A 21,906-nucleotide genomic window follows, 5' to 3' on the forward strand; every position below is an offset into this window, starting at 1 on the left:
CCATGTGATTGCGACAATGGGTGACAGTCGCGGGGGCACCAGCGGTGTTGGTAAAACTGTGGTGGTATGACCCCGCAGGGATCAGTCGTGCATCTCGGACCGGATCTGCTGGCGCAGCACGTCGATGGGCACAATCTTGCCCTCGCGTTTAAAGCACCAATAGGTCCAGCCGTTGCAACTGGGCGCGCCCTCAAGATGGGCACCGACCTGATGGATCGACCCTTTGACATCATCTCCGATCAAGGTGCCATCGGCACGCACCTTGGCCTTGTGACGGTTGTTCATCGAATACAATTGCTCGCCCGGGCGCAGCATGCCGCGTTCGACCAGCTGGCCAAAAGGCACGCGCGGTTCGGCACGTTTCGATGTGCTGACAGCCAGCGCATCACGGTCGAACTTGCGCACCGAAGCGATGCGTTTCGCAGCCACCTTGCGATAGGCCTCTTCCCGCTCGATCCCGATGAATTCACGGCCCAGCATCTTGGCCACAGCGCCGGTGGTGCCGGTGCCAAAGAACGGGTCCAGAACCACATCACCGGGGTTGGTCGAGCCGACCAGCAGGCGGTGCAGCAGGCTTTCAGGCTTTTGCGTCGGATGCGCCTTGTCGCCCTCGTCGTTTTTCAGACGTTCGTGACCCGTGCAGATCGGCAGAACCCAGTCGCTGCGCATCTGGATGCCGTCGTTCAATGCTTTCAGCGCTTCGTAGTTGAAGGTGTATTTGCTGCCCTCGTCCTTGCCGGCCCAGATCATCGTCTCGTGGGCGTTGGTGAACCGCTTGCCGCGAAAGTTCGGCATCGGGTTCGACTTGCGCCAGACCACGTCGTTAAGAATCCAGAAACCCGCATCCTGCAACGCCGTGCCGACGCGGAAAATGTTGTGATAGCTGCCAATGACCCAGATCGCCCCGTTGGGTTTCAGCAGACGCCGCGCGGCCTTCAGCCAGGCGCGGGTGAACTTGTCATACACCTTAAAGCTGTCGAACTGGTCCCAGGCATCGTCAACCGCATCCACCTTGGAGTTGTCGGGCCGGTGCAGGTCGCCGCGCAACTGCAGGTTATAGGGCGGGTCCGCAAAAATCAGATCCACCGACTCTGCCGGCAGGCTGTTCATCACATCAATGCAGTCACCCGCAATGATTTCATTCAAGGGCAGCGCCGTGGCGCTCTTGGTCTTTGTCATCATATCTGCCTCTATCCGCGGCCCATTTTGGGCTCGTTGGTTGTGGACAAAGATGAGTCAAAGCTGATTCGCGGTCAATTTCTTTATTGAATCAATTGGTTAACTATTTCTCTTGATACAAGATATTGTGTACAGGTTTGAACGAACGTCTATGGTGTGGGGTCACACCGATATTGCGCAGCGCCTCTTTGTGGCTTTTGGACGGATAACCCATGTTGGTCTCCCAGCCATAGCCGGGATGCTGTTGCGCCAAATCCACCATCAGGGTGTCGCGCGTGAATTTTGCAACAATTGACGCCGCCGCAATCGACAGCGACCGGGCATCGCCTTTGACCACAGTGGTCGCCGCCAGGTTGAGCCCGCGTGGCACCATATTGCCGTCGATCAGCACATGGTCGGGCGGCACCGACAGACCACAAATCGCCCGCACCATGGCAATGTGCGAAGCGCGCAAGATGTTGTGTTCGTCGATCTCTTCCACCGAGGCACTGCCCAGCGACACATCGGCCCGCGCCATCAGTTCACCATAAAGAGATTCGCGCCGCCTGGCGCTCAGCGCCTTTGAATCGTTCAACCCCTCGGGGATATCATCGGGGTTCAGCACCACGGCGGCAGCCACCACCGGCCCCGCCAGCGGCCCGCGCCCCACTTCGTCCACGCCGGCGACACGGCCACCGATCTCAAGCTCGAATGAAAAATCCGGCATGGTCTGTTGCCCCTTTTGCTTCTTTTGGCTCTAAATATCCTCGCCGAAGGCGAAAAACACACATTTCAAAACATGGCGCAAACCGCAAGGACAGAGCCTCGGATGCAAAAAGGGGGAAGGTGCCCGAACACCTTCCCCCAAGTTTGACCGGACACAGGGACCCGTCCCCGGTCATGACACCGCCTTTGTTAGCGACGGGCCAATTTGTAGCCGTACTGGCGCAGGCATCGCGCCTCGTAGCCACGGCCGTGTCCGTGCCGCGTGCGCACGCGCAGGGCGCAGTCCTGTGGCAGGCGGTTGGTAAAGCTGTAATTGCGCGACAGGCACTGTTCACCGAACCCGTTCACCTGACCGCGGCGGGTCTGGAACGTTTGCAGGCAGGCCTGCGGCAGCAGTTTGCGATTGTCGGCGCGCGGCGGCAGCGGACGCGGCTGCACATGGCCATAGCCGGGACGCGCATGGTGTCGATCGTCGCGACGCTGCGCCGGACGATAGCTGTCACGCCGCTGCGCCGGACGATAGCTGTCACGCCGCTGCGCCGGACGATAACTGTCATGGCGCGTCACCTGTTCCTTGTCCTTGCGGGCATCGTGGATCGCCGCGCCTACAATCGCGATACCCAGAATGGCCGCCAGCGCGCGGGCGGTGTCATCTTGATCGGCAGCCGCGGGAACCGCGGAAAATCCGGTGATGGCAATAGACAGGCCTGCGACAAAGGCGATGAACTTGCGGTGCAGGGACCGTGGTGTGAAAACCGGCATGGCGTGTTCCTTTCGTATGGGGTCATGCGTTTAAGGGGTGGCCTGCCAGACTGGACGGGCCGTGTAGCAAAGTTGGGGTCAACGGCCTGCGCAACACAATAACAGCCCGCTGTTATCCAATATCAGCCCCCCGAAACCCCTGTTGTTATTGAATATCGCGGGGACAAAGCGCACAGTCGTGTTATGAAACGCATTCTCCTTTCCCTTGCCTGTGCCGCCCTGATGGCCGCACCGGCCGCGGCCCAGGCCGCCGACTGCTTTGCCGATTACAAGGCAAAGAAGGACAACCCTCTGCGCCTGCACTATGGTGTGGCGCAGGTTTCCGCCTGCGACCGTGGTGCGGCGCAGGCCGAGCTGAAGAACCGTCTTGCTGGCAGCGGCTGGACGTTGCTACAGGTCATGTCTGTTTTCGGCCCCGATGGCCTCGATCAAAGGAAATCCAGTGCCGGACAATATTTCCTCCGCTTCTGAAATGCGCCAGACCGGCGAGCGGCTGGTGCTGGGGGGAATCGCTGCGATTGTCGCACTGCTTCTGGCCGCCGCAATCGTGCTGTTCCTGACCCTGCCCGACGCCGGTGCCTTTAACGCACAGGTCGAGCGCATCTTTGTCGAAAACGCCGATCTGACCAGCCAGTCCGAAATCAAGTTGCTGGAAATTCTCGCGCAATCGGGCACCGCCTTTTCCGACACGCTGACCAGCTACCGGTTCATCATCTTCGTGTTGCTGACCTTTGCCACCGCGATGCTGGTGGCGGCGCTGGTGTTCCTGGTGATGCTGGTCGTGATGGGGCGGAGCCTGAAGCAGATCGAGCGCGCGGGCATCGAGGTGAATTCGCTGCTGATCAGCCGCGAGGAGAACACCGTCTACCTGAACAACCTTGGCTTCAAGCTGACAGATGCGGCGATGGAAACCATGTCAATCCTGGCCGAGGCGCGCATGGACGACGATGTGCTGTCGGGCGTCGAGATCGAAGCGATCATTTCGGGGCGTGATGCATCCGACTGCGAAGAGGCCGCCGGCGCCACCCGTATCAAACGTCTGCGCGACACGCTGGGCAACCAGATCGTCAGCGAACTGCTGGTCAAGAACATCGCACGGCGCGGCTATATGCTGGCCGTGGGAAAGGACGTAATCAAGGTGATCTGACGCCAACTGCCTCTGGTAAATGCTGCAAGGCGCGTCCTAAGGTGCGCCGCGCACACACCCCGGAGGAGAAACCGATGCCAGCCCCGATCAACACATTCAAACAAGCCCTCGCCAACGGCGAGACCGTCATAGGCGCGTGGCTCAGCCTTGGCACTGTCAACACCACCGAGATGATGGGCACCACGGGCTTTGACTGGCTGCTGATCGACGGCGAACACACACCCTATGACATCTCGAACATCCGCAACCAGCTGATGGCGCTTGAGGCATCGCCCTCCCATGCTGCCGTGCGTGTGCCTGCGGGTGAAACGTGGATGATCAAACAGGTTCTGGATGTGGGCGCGCAAACTGTTCTGGTGCCTATGGTCGAAAGCGCCGAACAGGCGCGCCAATTGGTGCGTGCGATGAAATATCCGCCTTTTGGCAATCGTGGCGTTGGCTATTCCAGCACCCGCGCGGCGGGCTTTGGCGGTATCCCCGATTACGGCCAGACAGCAGACGACCAGACATGCCTGCTGGTGCAGGTGGAAAACCGCGCTGGTCTGGCGGCGCTGGACGAAATCCTGACCATCGACGGCATTGACGGCGTGTTCATCGGCCCCGCCGACCTGTCCGCCGATCTGGGCAAGATGGGCCAGCTCAGCCATCCCGACGTGATGGAGGTCATCCTGGACGCCACCCGTAGGATTTCTGCCGCAGGCAAGGCGCCCGGCATCCTCAGCAGTGACGAGGACGTGCTGAACGCGGCGATCGAAGCGGGCGCGCGCTTTGTCGCGGTCGGCATCGACGCCTCACTGCTGGCAAATGCCGCCCGCGCCTCGGCGCAACGCTGGGTCAAATAGGCACGATCCCAGCTTTCTTTTGGCTATAAATATCCAAATCCGGCGGCAGCCTCAGACGCTGCCGCCCTTGATCTGAGTCGCCGCCTGCGTATAGCCGCCCGCTGCCCCGTCGATGAAATGCACGTGATCGTCGCGCATCATCGAGGGCACGATGCAGGTCATCATCGCCTCGCTTTGGCTGTGCAGCCCATAGCGGATCGTACCGGCCTTGCGGGCCGCCTCAAGCATTTCACCCAAACGTGCCGCCGTCGCATCGTCGCAATCCAGCGTCATTTTCAACCCGTCGTCAAATTTGCGAAAGTCGGCATTCTCCCCGACAGAGCGGGCATAGCTGCGCGCATCGAAGCCACCGATTTTCAGGCCGGTCCTGATCAGCAGCCAGGCCAGGAAGCTCTCGAACAGGATTTGCCGTTTGCGCTTGGCCACGGTCATTTTGCCATGGGTCGCGCGGGCCTCCATCTCGGCGCCTGCGGGTGGCCAGCCTGCACCGGGTCCGTCGACGGGTGCGGGGTGACCGTTGCGCTCCAGATCGCCGACCACCTTCAACACATCCCGGATCAAGTCCGCGACGGCTGTGTCATCTGCACCCTCTTCCGGCTGGATCAAGACTGACAGGATCTGCCCGTTGCGCGCCTTCATCTGGCTCCAGCGACAGGACAGGCCGGTCAGGTCAGGCTGGGTGCCTGCAGGTGCATGGGGCAGGTCGAACTGTCCGCGTTTCATCTCTGCCTCGGCCCAGCTGATACCGCCGCCGGTGAACATCGCATAGTCTACACCCTGAGCCGCCTGATAACGCGCCACGGCCACCTCGCGCCCGGCGTTGCGGATCACCGACACCGGCACCATGGCCACGCGCAATTGCATGTCGAACTCTTCACCGGCCCAGCAGCGCACCGCACCCAGCGCCCGCTGCGCCGCCTCGGCGTGTTGCGGAGGGCAGGCAAAGGCCGCACCGTCGCCCCCGAACACGAACGGAAAGGCCCGCCCCTGTGCCGCGTTGATCTGCGCCGAGATCACAGCCGCACCAATCATGTTCACCGTTTTATAGCGCCCCTGGGCAATAGCCTGGGTAGACCCGACAATATCTGATGTTCCCACCAGCCAGTCATCGGGCAACGGGGTATAAAGCGCCTGATCAGACAGCGTTCCGAACGCGGTTTGCAACGGCAGGCGGTCATAAAATTCGTCCATTGTCTGTCTCGCTTTAGCGGATCGGGCCTGCGGCCCCCTTATCGGCACTCTTGCACGGTCTGCCCGTCCGTGTAACCAAGCATCACCAAAGCTTGAAAGGCCATGCCATGCGCACCGGACTGTTTCTTCTGGCGCTGGCCTATGTGCTAAGCCAGTTCTTTCGCGCCTTTCTTGCGGTGCTTGCCGGCCCGCTTCAGGGCGATCTGGGGCTCATGCCCGAAGATCTGGCCTTTGCCTCGGGGCTTTGGTTCCTGTCATTTGCCGCGATGCAGCTGCCTGTTGGCTGGGCGCTGGACACCATTGGCCCGCGCCGGACCGCTGCGGGACTGTTGTTGGTGGGCGGCGGCGGCGGGGCTGCGTTGTTTGCCGTCGCCACCAGCGCCCTTCATATCGACATTGCGATGGTGCTGATCGGGATCGGCTGTTCGCCGGTGCTGATGGCGTCTTATTACATCTTTGCCCGCGAATTCCCGCCCCTGCAATTCGCCACGCTTGGTGCGTTGATGGTGGGCGTGGGCACGGTGGGCAACCTGATCGCCTCTTATCCCATGACCCTGTCGGCCGAGATGATCGGCTGGCGGGCGTCAATGGGCGGGCTGGCGACGCTTTCGGCGCTCGTGGCCATAGGCGTGGCGCTGACCGTGCACGACCCCGAAAAGCTGGAAACGGATTTGCGTGGGTCGGTGCTGGATTTGTTGAAGATGCCGGTGCTGTGGCTGATCCTGCCACTGATGTTTGTGCATTACGCCCCTGCCGGTGCCATTCGGGGCCTGTGGATCGGGCCCTATCTGCGCGATGTCTTTGACGCGACCCAATCGCAGATCGGACAGGCGACCTTGTTGATGGGGCTGGCGATGATCGCGGGTGTGGTCATATATGGCCCGCTTGACCGGCTGGTGGGCAGCCGCAAGTGGGTGAACTTTGGCGGCAGTGCCCTGACAGCGGCATCGCTGCTGGCGTTGTGGGCCATGCCGCAACCCGGCATGTGGACCGCTGTGGCCCTGATGTGCGCCGTGGGGCTGTTCGGGGCATCGTTCCCGATGATGGTCGCCCATGGCCGCAGCTTTGTACCGCCCCACCTGACTGGGCGCGGTGTCACCTTGCTGAACCTCTTTGGCATCGGCGGTGTCGGGCTGATGCAATTTGTCACCGGTCGGCTGCACGCAGGGGCGCAGGGCGGCGACGTGACCGCCCCCTATACGGCTATTTTCGGCTTTTTCGGGCTGGCTTTGATCGCCGGTTTGACCATTTACCTGTTCTCCCGCGACAACACCGCCTGAAAGCCGGACCCGTGCCCCTTTCAACGGGGGAACAAGCGGTATATGGACGCCAAGCACCCAAAAATGGAGAATCGCAATGGGTTATCGCGTCGTCGTCGTTGGCGCCACCGGAAACGTGGGCCACGAAATGCTGAACATCCTGGCAGAGCGCCAGTTTCCGGTGGATGAAATCACCGCTCTGGCCAGCCGCAAGTCGTTGGGCACGGAGGTCAGCTTTGGCGACAAGACACTCAAGACGAAGGATCTCGATACGTTCGATTTCACGGGTTGGGACATTGCGCTGTTTGCCGTCGGGTCGGACGCCACCAAGAAATACGCACCCATCGCGGCCAAAGCGGGCTGCTATGTCATTGATAACTCGTCGCTCTATCGCTACGACGCCGACATTCCGCTGATCGTGCCCGAGGTGAACCCCGAAGCCATCGAACTGGCCGTCAAGCGCAAGATCATCGCCAACCCCAACTGCTCGACCGCGCAGATGGTCGTGGCGCTGAAGCCTTTGCACGACCGTGCACGCATCAAGCGCGTTGTCGTCAGCACCTACCAGTCGGTTTCGGGTGCGGGCAAAGAGGGCATTGACGAGCTTTGGGACCAGACCAAGTCGATCTACAATCCCACCGACGACAAGCCTGCGCGCAAATTCACCAAGCAGATTGCGTTCAACGTGATCCCGCACATCGACGTCTTCATGGACTCGGGCGAGACCAAGGAAGAGTGGAAGATGGTCGCAGAGACCAAGAAGATCATCGACCCGTCGATCAAGGTCACAGCGACCTGCGTGCGGGTTCCGGTCTTTGTCGGCCACTCGGAAGCGATCAACATCGAGTTCGAAGAGTTTCTGGACGAGGACGAAGCCCGCGACATCCTGCGCGAAGCGCCCGGTGTCATGGTGATCGACAAGCGCGAAGACGGCGGCTATGTCACGCCGGTTGAATGCGTCGGCGACTTTGCCACATTCATCAGCCGCATCCGTCAGGACAGCACCATCGACAACGGTCTGAACCTGTGGTGCGTCAGCGACAACCTGCGCAAGGGTGCTGCCCTGAACGCGGTGCAGATCGCCGAAGTGCTGGGCCAGCGGATCCTGAAAAAGGGCTGAATTCCGCCGAAATATGTACAGGTTTCAAGGGGCGCTGCATCGCGCCCCTTTTCTTTTGTGCGCTGCTTTTGCACGCTGGGGGCATTGATTTTGAAAAGGTCTCCGATATGCGCTTTGCCATTTTAGCCCCAGCCGTTTCGCTTTCTGCCCTGCTTGCCCCGCTGGCTGTGTGGGCTGACACGCTGACTGTCGACAGCGCGCCCAGCGCCGTCACCGTCTACCCCCGTGGCGCACAGGTGACGCGCACCGCCACGGTGACGCTGCCGCAAGGCACACATGATCTGGTGCTGCCCGACCTGCCGCAATACGTCGATCCGGCGCGCATCTCGGTCAAGCTGGCAGGGGCGCAGTTGCAATCGGTGTCGTTCCGCGACCGCAACCAGCCCCCCGGCCCCGATCAGGACACCGCTGAAATCACCGCAGCGCGCGATGCGCTGAAGGCAGCGGAAACCGCGCTGAATGCGTTGGACGACCGCATTGCACTGGCGCAGGTGGCCGTGCAGGCGGCCAAGGCGCAGACCGATTTCCTGACCGCGCTTGGCACCTCCGAGGCGCTGCCGATGGATGTGGCGACCCTGCGCGAGCTGGCGCAGATGATCGCGGATCAGACCCTCGTGGCGGGTCAGGCCGCCGGACAGGCGCGCACGTCGATCCGCACCCTGATGGAAGAACGCAAGGACCGCGCCAAGGATGTGGCCGAGGCGCAGGCCGCGCTGGATGCCCTGCTGACCGCCGATCAGGACCGCACCCGCCTGACCCTGACCGCCACCGCGCTGGCGGCAGTCGCGGCCAAGATCGAAGTCAGCTATCAGGTGGACAATGCCGCGTGGTATCCGGTTTACAACCTGCGTCTGACCACAGGCGACACACCTGCGCTGGCGCTTGAACGCGGGGCTGCCGTGGGACAGGCCAGCGGTGAGGATTGGGGCGGCGTTTCGTTGACCCTTGCCACCGTGCGCCCCAGCGGCCAGACGTGGCCCAGCGAGATCTATTCCGATTTGCGCCGCATCGAAGATCCGGCCACCCCCAAAGCGCGCGTCCGGTCGGAAGCCGTGATGGGCGCTGCCGCCGACATGGCAGCCCCCGCACCGGTGGCCATGGAAGAGCCCGCAATCGCCGTCGCCATGCTGGACGGCCCCAGCGTGCAATATGCCTTTTCGCAACCGGTCAGCGTGGCCAACGGTGCCGACGAGGTGCGCATCGCGCTGGACAGGCTCGACTTTGCCCCCGACGTCTATGCCCGCGCTGTCCCCCTGAACGACAGTGTCGCCTATCGCATGGCGCGCATGACCAACACCACGCAAGAGCAACTGCTGGGCACGGCCTATGCCACGGCATTTGTCGACGGGCAGATGGTCGGGCAGTTCGGGTTCGATCCCGTCGCCCCCGGCGAAGAAGTCGATATCGCCTTTGGCCCCATCGAAACCCTGCGCCTGAACCGTGTGCGTCTGAACCGCAACGAAGGCGATCGGGGCATCATCTCGCGTTCAAGCGAGATCACCGAGGCCACCCGCATCGACATCGAAAACACCGGTGCGAAACCATGGCGCGTAGAACTGTTTGACCGCGTCCCCGTGAGCGAACAGGAAGACCTTGAGATCGACTGGTCCGCACAGCCTGCCCCCACGGTCACCGACCATGAGGACCGCAAGGGCATCTTGATGTGGGACATGACATTGGCCCCCGGTGCGGAATCAAATGTGACGCTGGATGTGCAGATGAACTGGCCCGAGGGGAAAGTGCTGCGCTGATGGCGGGTCGCTGCTGCAAACCTTACCGGCTTGTTTACCATGAACAGGACATTCGGGACCGACAGGTCAGCCGGGATGCAATTAATTGCACCATGAAATCCACCTTAAGACACTGTCTTTAATAGACTTAAATCTGGACGTGCGATTTGCATGTCCAGTTTAACGATTGGCGCAAACAATCCTTAATACATATCGCGCTATAGTCTTAGCTGTCAGCGGATGTAACGCATTGGGATGCGGGGGGACATCAGCAGACATCGACCGCCCGTGTGGGGACACGGGGCAAACGGTCACCGAATAACGCGGCTCCGGGGGGAGTCGACAATCACTGCGGCTCCGGGGGGAGCCGACCAGCCAGTGCCGCAAAAGCGCGCTTGGTGAAAGGCCCTGACAGTCAGGGCGCTTTCGAACCATAGTTCACATGCCTTCAATCAAAAACGATGATTGTCAGCTGCCATACAGGTTCAGGGGTGGACCAGCGCAGCCTGTTCAAGGTCGGGCCTAGGGTACTGCGGCGGTTGCAATTTGCTCCGCCGGGTGCAGTCCCCGAAATGGCCGGACACGCATGGAACCCAACATTCCAAGCAGTGACGCTCCGGGGGGAGCGCCACTGCTTCTTGCTTCTCGGCGGTCTTAGATTGTCGAAACCGGCAGGAATTTCTGATCGTGGTGGTTGTAATACTCCAACCCGCCCTCGCCGATATCCATCCACAGACCATGCATCGTCAGTTCGCCCGATTTCAAACGATCCGAAACAAACGGGAATGTCAGCAGATTTTCCAGCGACGCCACGACCGCATGTTTTTCAAGCTGCTGGATCTGTGCCTGCGGATCGGTTTCATCTGCCACCAGATCATATTTGGGGCGCAGAATGTCCATCCAGCGGCCAACAAAGCTGGTTTTCTCTTCCAGCTCGGGCGCCTTGCCCTGACACATGTCGATACAGCCTTTTACGCCGCCGCAGTTCGAATGGCCCATCACGATCAGATGCGCCACCTTCAACACGGTCACCGCATACTCAACGGCGGCCGACGTGCCGTGGTGGTCGCCATCGGGTTCGTAAGGCGGCACAAGGTTGGCGATATTGCGGTGAATAAAGAATTCGCCTTGGTCCGCGCCAAAGATCGACGTCACATGTACGCGGCTGTCACAGCACGAAATCATCATCGCGCGCGGGCGTTGACCTTCGTCGGCCAGGCGCCTGTACCATGCCTGATTGTCGGCATAACCTGTGGCTTTCCAACCATTATAGCGTTGCAACAGATAGCTTGGCAGTGGTTTCACATTGTGCATCTTATCGGTCCTTTCGCTGCGGGCCTTGGGGCAAGTGTTGCAGGCGATACAGCGAATTGTTCGTAATTTCGAGAGATAATCGTCCTGCGCGCCGCGCCGGCGTCAACCAAATACACACAGCTATCCGCATATGTTCCGCACAGGCCGTGGGGGCCACAAAGGGGTGACCAAGAAATGAGCTATGTAACACAGATCAATCCACGCGAGTCCGTGGCCGTTAACAATGACCAGTTGGGGGCGCTGTATGCGCAGCTGGGCGAGATCAGCGCCGAAGACGTATTGTGCCGCGCCATGGAGGAACTGGCGTTGCGCATGTCGCATTGCGAGCGTCTGTTTCGCGCCGACGACCTTGCCGGTTTGCGCAAGAGTGCCCGCTCGCTGATCGCTATCGCGGAACAGATCGGCATGGACCTGCTGGCATCGGTTGCGGGCGACGTGACCTATTGCATCGACCGCAATGACAGCGTGGCGCTGGCTGCCACGTTAAACCGGCTGATGCGCACGGGCGAAGGATCGCTGACCGCCGTCTGGGATTTGCAGGACATCACACTTTAACACAGCCGGGGCTTGCGGGCCGCGACAGGCCCGCTAGGTTGTGCGCACTCTTCTCATAAGGTTGCGCACATGCCCCTGACCCAGTCCACGTTCATCCGCACCGACACCGTGATTCCGTTGATCGTCGTTTCCGAAGACACCTATTCTGAATGGGTCGCCTCTCTGGACGCGCCCGCACAGGCATGGGCCGAAACATCGGGCTTTACCGGCAAGATCGGGCAGGCGCTGGTGATCCCGGATATGGATGGTACCGTGCAAATGGCTGCTGTCGGCTATGGCACCGCTCGCGATCGCCAGCGGGGGCGCTTTCATGTGTCCGCCGCGCTGCCCAAGCTGCCTGCGGGCACCTACGATCTGCGCGGTGATCTGTCCGCCGATGCGCTTGAGGCCGAGGCATTGGGCTGGCTGCTGTCCTCGTACCGCTTCGACCGCTATAGCGCCCAAGCTCCGGCGCGTGCGCTGTTGGTGGCACCCGAAGGCATCGACGCCGCCCGCATCGAAGCCATCGCAGCGGGCGAGACGCTGACCCGCGACCTGATAAACACACCCGCATCCGACATGGGCCCACCTGATCTTGAAGCGGCAGCGCGACAGGTGGCAGATGACTTTGGCGCCGCCATCACGGTCACCACAGGCGACGACCTGCTGCGCGACAATTTCCCGATGGTCCACACCGTTGGCCGCGCCGCCGACCGCGCACCGCGTCTGATCGATATGGCATGGGGCACGGCGGGGCCAAAGCTGACGCTTGTGGGCAAAGGCGTGTGTTTCGACACCGGCGGGCTGAACCTGAAACCCGGCGCGTCGATGGGGCTGATGAAAAAAGACATGGGCGGGGCCGCCGCCGTTCTGGGGCTGGCCCGCATGATTATGGCGCTAAAGCTGCCTTTGCAGCTGCGCGTGCTGATCCCCGCTGTGGAAAATTCGGTTGCAGGCAATGCCTTCCGCCCGCAGGACATCCTGACCTCGCGCAAGGGGCTGACGGTCGAGATCAACAACACCGACGCCGAGGGCCGTCTGGTGCTGGCCGACGCGCTGGCGCTGGCGGATGAGGGCAAGCCTGACCTGATCGTGTCGATGGCCACGCTGACCGGTGCCGCCCGTGTCGCCGTCGGGCCGGATCTGGCCCCCTACTATGTCGACGATCTGTCGCTGGTCACCGCGCTGGAACAGGCCGCTGAGGCGGTCAGCGATCCGGTCTGGCGGATGCCGTTCCACGCCCCCTACGAGGCGATAATCGAACCCGGCATCGCCGATCTGGACAACGCGCCCAAGGGCGGCTTTGCAGGGTCGATCACCGCCGCGCTGTTCCTGCGCCGCTTTGTCACCGAAACGCCGCGCTACATGCATTTCGACATCTACGGCTGGCAACCGTCCGAAGCACCGGCGCGTCCCAAGGGCGGCGTGGGCCAAGGCACGCGGGCGCTGCTTGCGGCGCTGCCTGCTGCACTGAAACTATGACCGACCGGCGCACGACGCCCAACCCTGCATGGGTCGACAGCACCGCAGCCGCCCAAATCGGCGTGGCGCTTGTCGATCTGCTGGACGCGCCGAACGGCATCCGCGACCGGCAGTTGATCTATGGCGATCCGGTGACGGTACTGGGTGCCCTCGGCGGCCACAGCTATGTGCGCGCCGCGCGCGACGGCTATATCGGTTTCGTGCCCACAGCAGCTTTGGCCGCATCCACGGCCCCGACGCACCGCATCATCGCCCGCGCCAGCCACGCCTACGCGCGCGCCGACATGAAATCGCCCGACCGCGTAGCGATCAGCTTTGGCAGTCGCCTTACGGCCCTCTCCGAAACCCCCAAGTTCATCGAAACCGCTGCAGGTTTCATTCCCAAACAGCACATTGCGCCCGATGGCCAATGGCACGACGATCCCGCCGCCATCGCCGCGCTCTTCCTCGGAACGCCTTACCTGTGGGGCGGCAACTCAGGCACCGGCATCGACTGTTCGGGTCTTGTTCAGGCCGCCTGTCTGGCCTGCAACATCCCCTGCGACGGCGACAGCGACCAACAGGCCCGCAACCTTGGCACCACCCTGCCCGAAGGCACCCCGCCCCAGCGCAACGATCTGTTCTTCTGGAAAGGTCACGTCGCGCTGGTCCATGACGCCAATACCCTGATCCATGCCAATGCCCACCATATGGCCACAACCTTCGAGCCGATCAGCGACGCGCTGGCCCGTATCGAAAAATCAGACGGTCCGCGCACTGCGCACAAACGCCTCTGACTTCATGCCTCTGAATTCATCTTGCCAATAAACTCCGGGGGAGGCGCACAGCGCCGGGGGCAGCGCCCCCATACACGCGTGCGGCCTCACTCCACCGCGCGGATCAGCTTGCGTTCCAGCACCCGCAAGACGGTCTTCAGATCCGCGCCACGCCGCAAGATCTGACCGTCCATGCCAATCACCGCGTACATCCCCTGCTTGCCGCGCAACTTGGGGCGCTTTTCGATGCGATACATCGGATGTTCGGCGGTGCGCCGGAACACCGAAAACACGGCAACCTCGCGCAGGCATGAAATCCCGTAATCACGCCATTCGCCCGCCGCCACCATCCGCCCGTACAGCGACAGGATCAGCGCCAGTTCGGGCCGCTGGAACGCCACTTGCGGGCTGGGCATCTCGCGCAAGTTGACGGGGGGCGGATTGTGCAATGTCATGCTATGACAGTTGCGCCGAAACACGCGCAAATCAAGCCCCGTTGCACAGCATCAGACTTGAAAGCGTTACAGAATGCAGGCAACATATGAAAAATTGGAAACACGAGGTGATCCATGACCCCGCAAGACCGCGCCGAACGCAGTGCCCGCGAGATGCTGCAAGGCGATACCGCCAGCCAGTCGCTGGGGATGATCATCACCGAAATCGCACCGGGGCAGGCCACGCTGACCATGCCGGTCAACGATACCATGCTGAACGGGCATGGCATCTGCCACGGCGGATATATCTTTACGCTGGCCGACAGCGCCTTTGCCTTTGCCTGCAACACCTACAACCAGCGCACGGTCGCCCAGCAGAACCAGATCACCTATCTCGCACCGGGTCAGGCGGGTGACACGTTGACCGCCCGCGCGGCCGAAGTATCGCGTACCGGGCGTTCGGGCATCTATGACGTGACCGTGACGGGCAGCGATGGCACCACGCTGGCGCTGTTTCGCGGCCTGTCGCGCACGATCAAAGGCCAGATTTTCCCCGAGGAGGAGGGCACCATATGAAAGACCTGACACCGGACAAGGCCAGCCTTGATCCGATCGAAACCGCCTCGCGCGATGAAATCTCGGCCTTGCAGCTTGAGCGGCTCAAATGGTCGCTGAACCACGCCTATACGAACGTTGCGCACTACAAAAAGGCGTTTGATGCGGCGGGCGTACACCCCGACGATCTGCGCAGCCTTTCGGACCTGTCCAAGTTTCCCTTCACCGTGAAACAGGACCTGCGCGACAATTACCCCTTTGGCATGTTCGCCGTGCCGCGCGAACAGGTCTCGCGCATCCATGCCTCATCGGGCACCACGGGCCAGCCCACTGTTGTCGGCTATACCCGCAACGATCTGGATGTCTGGGGCAGCGTCGTCGCCCGCAGCCTGCGCGCCTCGGGCCTGTGCCCCGGCGATCTGTTGCACAATGCCTATGGCTACGGGCTGTTCACCGGCGGTTTGGGTATTCATCTGGGCGCGGACAAACTGGGCCTGTCCACCGTGCCAATCTCGGGCGGCATGACACCGCGTCAGGTGCGCCTGATCGAGGATTTCAAACCGGACGGCATCACTGTCACCCCTTCTTATGCGTTGTCGATTCTGGACGAGTTCAACGCGCAAGGTCTGGACCCGCGCGACTGCTCGATGAAGGTCGGCATCTTTGGCGCCGAACCCTGGACCAACGCCATGCGCCGCGAAATCGAGGATGCTTTCGATATGCACGCCGTCGACATTTACGGCCTGTCCGAGATCATGGGACCCGGTGTCGCCAACGAATGCGTCGAGACCAAGGACGGGCTGCACATCTGGGAGGATCACTTCTATCCCGAGGTCATCAACTCGGAGACCGGCGAACTGGTGGCCGATGGCGAACAGGGCGAGCTGGTCTTTACCTCGCTGACCAAAGAGGCGTTTCCGATCATCCGTTACCGCACCCGCGATCTGACGCGCCTGCTGCCGGGCACAGCCCGCAGCATGCGGCGGATGGAAAAGATCACGGGGCGCTCTGATGACATGATCATCCTGCGCGGCGTCAACGTGTTCCCCACCCAGATCGAGGAATGCCTGATGGCCACCGCCGGACTGGCCCCCCACTTCCAGATCGAGCTGACCAAGCCGGGACGGATGGACCAGCTTTGCGTTCTGGCCGAAGCGGCGGATGACACGGTGCAAGGTGATGCACGGGACGCGGCCGCCAAAGCGCTGTCGGACCGGATCAAGCAGATCATCGGCATTTCGGTCAAGGTGCGGGTGTCCGACGTGGGCGGCGTGGTCCGATCCGAGGGCAAGGCGGCGCGGATCATCGACAAGCGGTAGGGTGTGACCGGCTTGGGGTCAGGCCCCGTAGCGCGCCATAAACATTTCGACCGCGCCCCTTACCACGCGGTCGATGTCTGCCTCGCTCACGGTACTGATCACACCAAAGATCAAACGCGGCCAGATATCGGCCTTGCACAGTTCGCCAAACTGGTCGGCAGCCAGTTGCATGTCGTCAATCGCCAACTCGCCCCGCGCCACGGCACCCTCGAAATAAAGGATCAATTCGCCCTTCATCACCATCGGGCCGGACGCATAGAACTGTCGGCCCAAATCGGGAAACCGTTCGCTTTCTGCTACACAGATGCGGAACATTTGCTGCCCAAAGGTCGAGGTCAGAAAGCGCAGCAGATGTCGCGCCGCCTGATCCAGAACCTCGCGCGGGTGACCGCAGACATTGATCATATCCACCGCCGCCTGCGACTGACGACGACATTCGCCCGCAGCGACTTCCATGAACAGCAGGCGTTTGTCGGGGAAATAACTGTACAGCGTCGCCTTGGAGACGCCCGCCACCTTGGCAATCTGATCCACACTTGCCCCTTCGAACCCGTCGACCAGGAAAACCGACCGCGCACCGTCCAGCACTTGTTCAAACTTGCGGCCTTTGCGAATGGACGGGTTTTGCGTGCTCATGTGACTCTTCCATTGGGTTACACAGGTATAAACGGGTTGGTCCGGTTCGCACAGCACAATCCCGATTGCACCACGCTTTGACTTGCGCACGCGCACACGATCCATATATTAGAATCATTCTAAAACTGCCTTTGGAAAGACATCCCATGCGCTTTAACCTTACCCGCAAACGGTTCCGCGATCTGGACGAACAAGAGATTCTGGCTTTGGCAATCTCGTCGGAAGAGGATGACGCGCAAATTTACAGGGGCTACGCCGAAAGCCTGCGTGCCGAATACCCCGCCAGCGCGGCCGTTTTTGACGGAATGGCCGCCGAAGAAGACACCCACCGCCAGTGTCTGATCGACTTGCACAGCGCCCGCTTTGGACCGGTGATCCCGCTGATCCGGCGCGAGCATGTCTCGGGTTTCTACGCCCGCCGCCCCGTCTGGCTGACACGCAATCTGGGGCTGGAGCGTATCCGCACAGAAGCCGCCGCGATGGAGAAAGACGCCGAACGGTTCTACCTTGCCGCCGCGGCCCGCACACGGGACGCCGACACGCGCAAGCTGCTTGGCGATCTGGCCGCAGCCGAAGCCGGCCACCAGACCACCGCCGAAGACCTGCACAACCAGCACCTTGCCCAAGGCGCGGAAACCGTTGAAAACGATATTGAACGCCGCCAGTTTATCCTGACATGGGTACAACCGGGGCTGGCAGGATTGATGGATGGGTCGGTGTCGACGCTGGCACCGATCTTTGCCACCGCCTTTGCCACACACAACACCTGGACCACCTTTCTGGTGGGGCTGGCCGCATCCATCGGCGCAGGCATTTCGATGGGCTTTACCGAGGCTGCCTCGGACGATGGCGCGCTGTCGGGGCGCGGATCGCCTATCAAGCGTGGCCTTGCCGCGGGCGTGATGACCACGCTGGGCGGTCTGGGTCATGCGCTGCCGTACCTGATCACCGACTTCTGGACCGCCACAACGGTGGCCTTTGTGGTGGTGTTCATCGAGCTGTGGGCGATCGCGTGGATTCAGAAAACCTATATGGAAACGCCCTTCCTGCGCGCTGCATTTCAGGTGGTTGTCGGGGGCGCCTTGGTCTTTGGCGCGGGTGTTTTGATCGGCAGCGGATAGACAGCCAGCAAACAGCAGGTTATCCCTGTGTCCAATGTTGGCCATCTTCCTCAAGACGTTGCCGTTTTTCGCGCTGATCGGCCTGGGTTACTGGGCCGGGCGCGCGCGTTTTTTCAGTCAGGAAGCCACGGCCTATCTGACAAAATTCGTGTTCTACTTTGCTCTCTCGGCCATGCTGTTCCGCTTTTCGGCCAACCTTGGCATCGCCGAGGTCTGGAACGGACGTCTGGTGGCCGCCTATCTGTGGGGCACCTTGTTCGTCTACGGTATTGCAACACTGGTCGGCTATCTGCGCAAACAAAGCACCGAGGTCACCGCCATCGAAGCCCAATGCGCGGTGATCGGCAACACCGGCTTTCTGGGCGTGCCCATGCTGACATTGCTGCTGGGCGAAGCCGCGGTTGGTCCGGTGGTGCTGGCGCTGGCCGTAGACCTGATCGTATTTTCCTCGCTTATCGTGATCCTGATCACGGCCGCCCGCGAGGGCCACTTCAGATTGGGCATCTTCAAGGCCGTCACCATCGGCTTGCTGAAAAACCCGATGATCGTTGCCATTTCGCTTGGCTTCATCTGGTCGGCCCTGCACATCCCTATCCCCGACCCTTTCAACGAGTTTCTGGGCATCCTTGGTGGCGCCGCCACGCCCTGCGCGCTGTTCGCCATCGGCGCATCGCTGGCCAGCAAATCCGCCGAAAGGTTGTCGGTCGCAGGCTGGCTCAGCTTTTGCAAACTGGTGCTGCACCCTGCTTTTGTGGCCTTTGCCGCCATCTTCCTGTTCTCGGTCGATACATTCTCGGCCACCGTCATCATCTCGGCATCCGCCCTGCCGGTGGCTGGCAACATTTTCATACTGGCACAACACTACGGCGTCGCCCCCCAGCGCGTCTCGGCGGCGATTCTCGTCTCGACCGCCGTCAGCATTGTCACGGTTTCGCTGGTCATCGGCTGGCTCACGGCAACCTGACGTTCTTTTGGCACCAAATATCCCCGCCGGAGGCACCCGTCCTTGCCGCCCGCGCTGACACCCGATAGCCATGCGCCAACGTTCAAAGGAGCACACACATGAAAACAATTTCCGAAAATGCCTGCTTTGGCGGCACCCAAGGCGTCTATTCCCACACATCCGACGCGTGCGGCTGCGACATGACGTTCGGGCTGTTCCTCCCGCTCGAAGCGCGCGACGGTCCCGTGCCGGTGCTGTGGTATCTGTCCGGCCTAACCTGCACCCACGAAAATGCCATGATCAAGGCAGGCGCACAAACATGGGCCGCAGAACATGGCATCGCACTGGTGTTCCCCGACACCTCGCCGCGCGGTGAAGCCGTGGCAGACGACGACGCCTATGATCTGGGCAAGGGCGCCGGCTTTTATGTGGATGCGACGCAAGCGCCCTGGTCACCGAATTTCAACATGTGGACCTATATTGCAAAAGAACTGCCCGATCTGATTCAGGAGAACTTTGCCGTGGACATGGACCGCCAGGGCATCACCGGCCACTCGATGGGCGGCCACGGGGCGCTGACGCTGGCGATGAATCTGCCCGGGCGCTTCCGGTCGGTCTCGGCCTTTGCGCCGATCTGCAATCCGGCGGGCAGCGAGTGGGGCCGCAAACAATTGTTGGCCTATCTGGGTGATGACGAATCCACCTGGGCGCGCCATGACGCCAGCCTGATGATGGCTGAAAAGGGCTTTGACGGCCCCGTTCTGGTCGACACCGGCACCAAAGACCAGTTCATTGACCTGCTGAAACCCGAAGTCTTGGCGGAAGCGGTTGCCAAACGTCGCCAGCAGGCCACCCTGCGCCTGCAACCGGGCTATGATCACAGCTACTTTTTCGTCTCGACCTTCATGGAGGATCATGTGGCGTTTCACGCTGATGCTCTTTACGCAGATTAAGGACACGCATGTCGCACTATGATCTCGTTATCATCGGATCCGGCCCCGCGGGCCGGGCCGCCGCCATACAGGCGGGCAAGCTGAAGCGCCGCGTGCTGGTCATCGACCGGCGCGACCGACTGGGCGGGGTGTCGGTGCATACCGGCACGATCCCGTCCAAGACCCTGCGCGAAACAGTGCTGAACCTCAGCGGCTGGCGCGAGCGCAGCTTTTACGGGCGGTCCTATCGCGCCCGCCAGGATATCGGGGCCGAAGACCTGCGCGCCCGGCTGCACATGACACTGGATTACGAGGTGGATGTGCTGGAACACCAGTTCGCGCGCAACCACGTCGACACACTGCATGGTGCGGCCCGCTTCCTTGACCCGCATACCATCGAGGTGGACACCGAAGCCGGGGAAAAGACCCAGATCACCGCCGACAAGTACCTGATTTCCACCGGCACCCGCACCTACCGGCCTGACAATGTGCCGTTCAACGGGCGCACGGTGGTGGACAGCGATGATTTTCTGGACATGCAGGAAATTCCGCGCAGTCTGATCGTGATTGGCGCGGGCGTCATCGGCGTCGAATATGCCACGATGTTCGCCGCACTGGACGTACGTGTCACGCTGGTCGAGCCGCGCGACAGTTTCCTTGATTTCATCGACACCGCGACAATTCAGGAATTCACCCACGAAATCCGCGATAACGGTGTTGATCTGCGGCTGGGCGCGGCGGTGGACAAGATCGAAGATGCAGGCACCCATATCGAGGTCAGCTTGTCCAATGGCCGCCATGTGCGCGCTGAAATGCTGCTGTTTGCCGCCGGGCGCATGGGGGCCACCGACCGGCTGAACACCGCTGCGGCGGGACTGGAGACCGATCATCGCGGACGCTTGAACGTCGACCGCAAGACCTATCAGACCAATGTGCCGCATATTTACGCAGCCGGCGATGTGATCGGACACCCTTCGCTGGCGTCGACCTCGTTGCAACAGGGGCGCGTTGCGGCCTGTCACGCGCTGGACACCCCGACGCTGGAAGAAAGCCCGTGGTTTCCATATGGCATCTATTCCGTTCCCGAAATCAGCACCTGCGGCATGTCCGAGGAAGAGATGCAGGAACGCGGCATCGCCTATGAGGTCGGCATCGCGCGGATGCGTGAAACCTCGCGCGGGCACATCATGGGGCTGGAACATGGCATGTTGAAAATGCTGGTCAGCCTGAAAACCCGCCGCGTGCTGGGCGTGCAGATTGTAGGGGAAGGGGCAACCGAGCTGATCCACATCGCGCAGGCGGTGCTGAACCTGAAAGGCACAGTCGACTATTTCGTGCAGAACACGTTCAATTATCCAACACTGGCAGAGGCTTACAAGATAGCGGGTCTTGACGCCTTTAACCGGATGCCGATCCCTGAACAGTATAAAACACCGCGCAAGGGCACCGAATGAGCCTGTATATCGACGCCGACGCCTGCCCCGTCAAAGCCGAGGCTGAACGGGTTGCCACCCGCCACCGGCTGAAAATGTACGTGGTGTCCAACGGCGGGCTGCGCCCCTCGCAGAACCCGCTGGTGGAAACGGTCATTGTGCCCGAAGGGCCGGATGTCGCCGACATGTGGATTGCCGATCGCGCAGGCCCCGGTGACGTGGTGGTGACAGGCGACATTCCTCTGGCGGCCAAATGCGTCGAAGCCGGCGCGCAGGTGCTGAAACACAACGGCGAACCGCTGACGCAGGCCAACATCGGCAACGTGCTGGCCACCCGCGATCTGATGACAGACCTGCGCAGCGCCGATCCCTTTCGCCAGGGTGGCGGCAAAGGCTTTACAAAGGCCGACCGCTCACGTTTTCTGGACGCACTCGAGCGGGCGATACGCGCCGCTGCAAAGACATAAGGCGCCCTTGTCCCGCAGCGGATACCGGCGCGGGAAAGGCAAGACA

General features: G+C 61.5%; 23 protein-coding genes. 16 read left to right on the forward strand and 7 right to left on the reverse strand.

All coding sequences use genetic code 11. From position 1 onward, the window contains the following. Positions 1-81: 81 nt before the first annotated feature. From DSM107133_RS17290 to DSM107133_RS17300, 3 genes are all read right to left on the reverse strand, one after another. Complete coding sequence (locus DSM107133_RS17290; RefSeq protein ID WP_114292899.1) at positions 82-1,182, reverse strand: site-specific DNA-methyltransferase; 1,101 nt, start codon at positions 1,180-1,182, stop codon at positions 82-84. Between the two features lie 100 nt (positions 1,183-1,282). Then, positions 1,283-1,885: a ribonuclease HII gene (locus tag DSM107133_RS17295; protein WP_114292898.1), complete on the reverse strand. Its 603-nt coding sequence runs from the start codon at positions 1,883-1,885 to the stop codon at positions 1,283-1,285. Between the two features lie 188 nt (positions 1,886-2,073). Next, positions 2,074-2,646 (reverse strand): hypothetical protein, encoded by a 573-nt coding sequence (locus tag DSM107133_RS17300; RefSeq protein WP_114292897.1) that lies wholly within the window; start codon positions 2,644-2,646, stop codon positions 2,074-2,076. Positions 2,647-2,829: 183 nt separating this feature from the next. Between DSM107133_RS17300 and DSM107133_RS17305 the strand changes: the two genes are divergently transcribed. The 3 genes from DSM107133_RS17305 to DSM107133_RS17315 all read left to right on the forward strand — a co-directional run bounded on the left by DSM107133_RS17305 (position 2,830) and on the right by DSM107133_RS17315 (position 4,635). After that, a complete protein-coding gene (locus DSM107133_RS17305) occupies positions 2,830-3,117 on the forward strand; it encodes a hypothetical protein (protein ID WP_114292896.1) in 288 nt (95 codons plus the stop codon). Next, positions 3,089-3,793 (forward strand): hypothetical protein, encoded by a 705-nt coding sequence (locus DSM107133_RS17310; RefSeq protein WP_205387789.1) that lies wholly within the window; start codon positions 3,089-3,091, stop codon positions 3,791-3,793. Before DSM107133_RS17305 ends, DSM107133_RS17310 begins: the two co-directional genes overlap by 29 nt. Positions 3,794-3,867: 74 nt before the next feature. Then, positions 3,868-4,635: an HpcH/HpaI aldolase/citrate lyase family protein gene (locus DSM107133_RS17315; protein ID WP_114292894.1), complete on the forward strand. Its 768-nt coding sequence runs from the start codon at positions 3,868-3,870 to the stop codon at positions 4,633-4,635. Positions 4,636-4,686: 51 nt separating this feature from the next. Here DSM107133_RS17315 and DSM107133_RS17320 read toward each other — a convergent pair whose 3' ends face one another. Further along, entirely contained in the window at positions 4,687-5,826 is a 1,140-nt protein-coding gene (locus tag DSM107133_RS17320) for a DUF3095 domain-containing protein (protein WP_114292893.1), read from the reverse strand. A gap of 107 nt (positions 5,827-5,933) precedes the next feature. On the opposite strand from DSM107133_RS17320, the gene DSM107133_RS17325 reads away from it, so the two are divergent. The 3 genes from DSM107133_RS17325 (at position 5,934) to DSM107133_RS17335 (ending at position 9,956) form a co-directional block, all read left to right on the forward strand. Beyond that, positions 5,934-7,106 (forward strand): MFS transporter, encoded by a 1,173-nt coding sequence (locus tag DSM107133_RS17325; protein WP_114292892.1) that lies wholly within the window; start codon positions 5,934-5,936, stop codon positions 7,104-7,106. Between the two features lie 76 nt (positions 7,107-7,182). Next, on the forward strand, positions 7,183-8,205 hold the full coding sequence (locus tag DSM107133_RS17330) for an aspartate-semialdehyde dehydrogenase (protein WP_114292891.1): 1,023 nt from the start codon (positions 7,183-7,185) through the stop codon (positions 8,203-8,205). Positions 8,206-8,312: 107 nt separating this feature from the next. Beyond that, positions 8,313-9,956 (forward strand): DUF4139 domain-containing protein, encoded by a 1,644-nt coding sequence (locus DSM107133_RS17335; RefSeq protein ID WP_114292890.1) that lies wholly within the window; start codon positions 8,313-8,315, stop codon positions 9,954-9,956. A 633-nt stretch (positions 9,957-10,589) separates the two neighbouring features. Here DSM107133_RS17335 and DSM107133_RS17340 read toward each other — a convergent pair. Further along, a complete protein-coding gene (locus tag DSM107133_RS17340; protein ID WP_114292889.1) occupies positions 10,590-11,249 on the reverse strand; it encodes a carbonic anhydrase in 660 nt (219 codons plus the stop codon). A gap of 174 nt (positions 11,250-11,423) precedes the next feature. On the opposite strand from DSM107133_RS17340, the gene DSM107133_RS17345 reads away from it, so the two are divergent. The 3 genes from DSM107133_RS17345 to DSM107133_RS17355 all read left to right on the forward strand — a co-directional run bounded on the left by DSM107133_RS17345 (position 11,424) and on the right by DSM107133_RS17355 (position 14,041). Beyond that, entirely contained in the window at positions 11,424-11,804 is a 381-nt protein-coding gene (locus DSM107133_RS17345; RefSeq protein ID WP_114292888.1) for a hypothetical protein, read from the forward strand. 69 nt (positions 11,805-11,873) lie between these two features. After that, a complete protein-coding gene (locus tag DSM107133_RS17350; protein ID WP_114292887.1) occupies positions 11,874-13,265 on the forward strand; it encodes a leucyl aminopeptidase family protein in 1,392 nt (463 codons plus the stop codon). After that, the gene (locus tag DSM107133_RS17355; RefSeq protein WP_114292886.1) at positions 13,262-14,041 is read left to right on the forward strand and encodes an NlpC/P60 family protein; all 780 of its coding nucleotides are present in this window, start codon (positions 13,262-13,264) and stop codon (positions 14,039-14,041) included. The genes DSM107133_RS17350 and DSM107133_RS17355 overlap by 4 nt, the downstream gene beginning before the upstream one ends. A gap of 86 nt (positions 14,042-14,127) precedes the next feature. Here DSM107133_RS17355 and DSM107133_RS17360 read toward each other — a convergent pair whose 3' ends face one another. Beyond that, positions 14,128-14,475: a DUF2794 domain-containing protein gene (locus DSM107133_RS17360; protein ID WP_114292885.1), complete on the reverse strand. Its 348-nt coding sequence runs from the start codon at positions 14,473-14,475 to the stop codon at positions 14,128-14,130. Positions 14,476-14,589: 114 nt separating this feature from the next. On the opposite strand from DSM107133_RS17360, the gene paaI reads away from it, so the two are divergent. After that, complete coding sequence (gene paaI / locus DSM107133_RS17365) at positions 14,590-15,030, forward strand: hydroxyphenylacetyl-CoA thioesterase PaaI (protein WP_114292884.1); 441 nt, start codon at positions 14,590-14,592, stop codon at positions 15,028-15,030. Further along, on the forward strand, positions 15,027-16,328 hold the full coding sequence (gene paaK / locus DSM107133_RS17370; RefSeq protein WP_114292883.1) for a phenylacetate--CoA ligase PaaK: 1,302 nt from the start codon (positions 15,027-15,029) through the stop codon (positions 16,326-16,328). The genes paaI and paaK overlap by 4 nt, the downstream gene beginning before the upstream one ends. 18 nt (positions 16,329-16,346) lie before the next feature. On the opposite strand, the gene DSM107133_RS17375 is transcribed toward paaK, so the two are convergent. Further along, the gene (locus DSM107133_RS17375; protein WP_114293098.1) at positions 16,347-16,964 is read right to left on the reverse strand and encodes a TetR/AcrR family transcriptional regulator; all 618 of its coding nucleotides are present in this window, start codon (positions 16,962-16,964) and stop codon (positions 16,347-16,349) included. A gap of 146 nt (positions 16,965-17,110) precedes the next feature. Between DSM107133_RS17375 and mbfA the strand changes: the two genes are divergently transcribed. The 5 genes from mbfA to DSM107133_RS17400 all read left to right on the forward strand — a co-directional run bounded on the left by mbfA (position 17,111) and on the right by DSM107133_RS17400 (position 21,860). After that, a complete protein-coding gene (mbfA, locus tag DSM107133_RS17380; RefSeq protein ID WP_114292882.1) occupies positions 17,111-18,085 on the forward strand; it encodes an iron exporter MbfA in 975 nt (324 codons plus the stop codon). Between the two features lie 34 nt (positions 18,086-18,119). Continuing rightward, positions 18,120-19,049 (forward strand): AEC family transporter, encoded by a 930-nt coding sequence (locus DSM107133_RS17385; RefSeq protein ID WP_114292881.1) that lies wholly within the window; start codon positions 18,120-18,122, stop codon positions 19,047-19,049. A gap of 98 nt (positions 19,050-19,147) precedes the next feature. Next, the gene (gene fghA, locus DSM107133_RS17390) at positions 19,148-19,981 is read left to right on the forward strand and encodes an S-formylglutathione hydrolase (RefSeq protein WP_114292880.1); all 834 of its coding nucleotides are present in this window, start codon (positions 19,148-19,150) and stop codon (positions 19,979-19,981) included. A gap of 8 nt (positions 19,982-19,989) precedes the next feature. Then, on the forward strand, positions 19,990-21,414 hold the full coding sequence (gene sthA / locus DSM107133_RS17395) for a Si-specific NAD(P)(+) transhydrogenase (protein WP_114292879.1): 1,425 nt from the start codon (positions 19,990-19,992) through the stop codon (positions 21,412-21,414). Further along, entirely contained in the window at positions 21,411-21,860 is a 450-nt protein-coding gene (locus DSM107133_RS17400) for a YaiI/YqxD family protein (RefSeq protein WP_114292878.1), read from the forward strand. The genes sthA and DSM107133_RS17400 overlap by 4 nt, the downstream gene beginning before the upstream one ends. Positions 21,861-21,906: the final 46 nt, after the last annotated feature.

This window comes from Pseudosulfitobacter sp. DSM 107133, assembly GCF_022788695.1.
Classification (GTDB): Bacteria; Pseudomonadota; Alphaproteobacteria; order Rhodobacterales; family Rhodobacteraceae; genus Pseudosulfitobacter.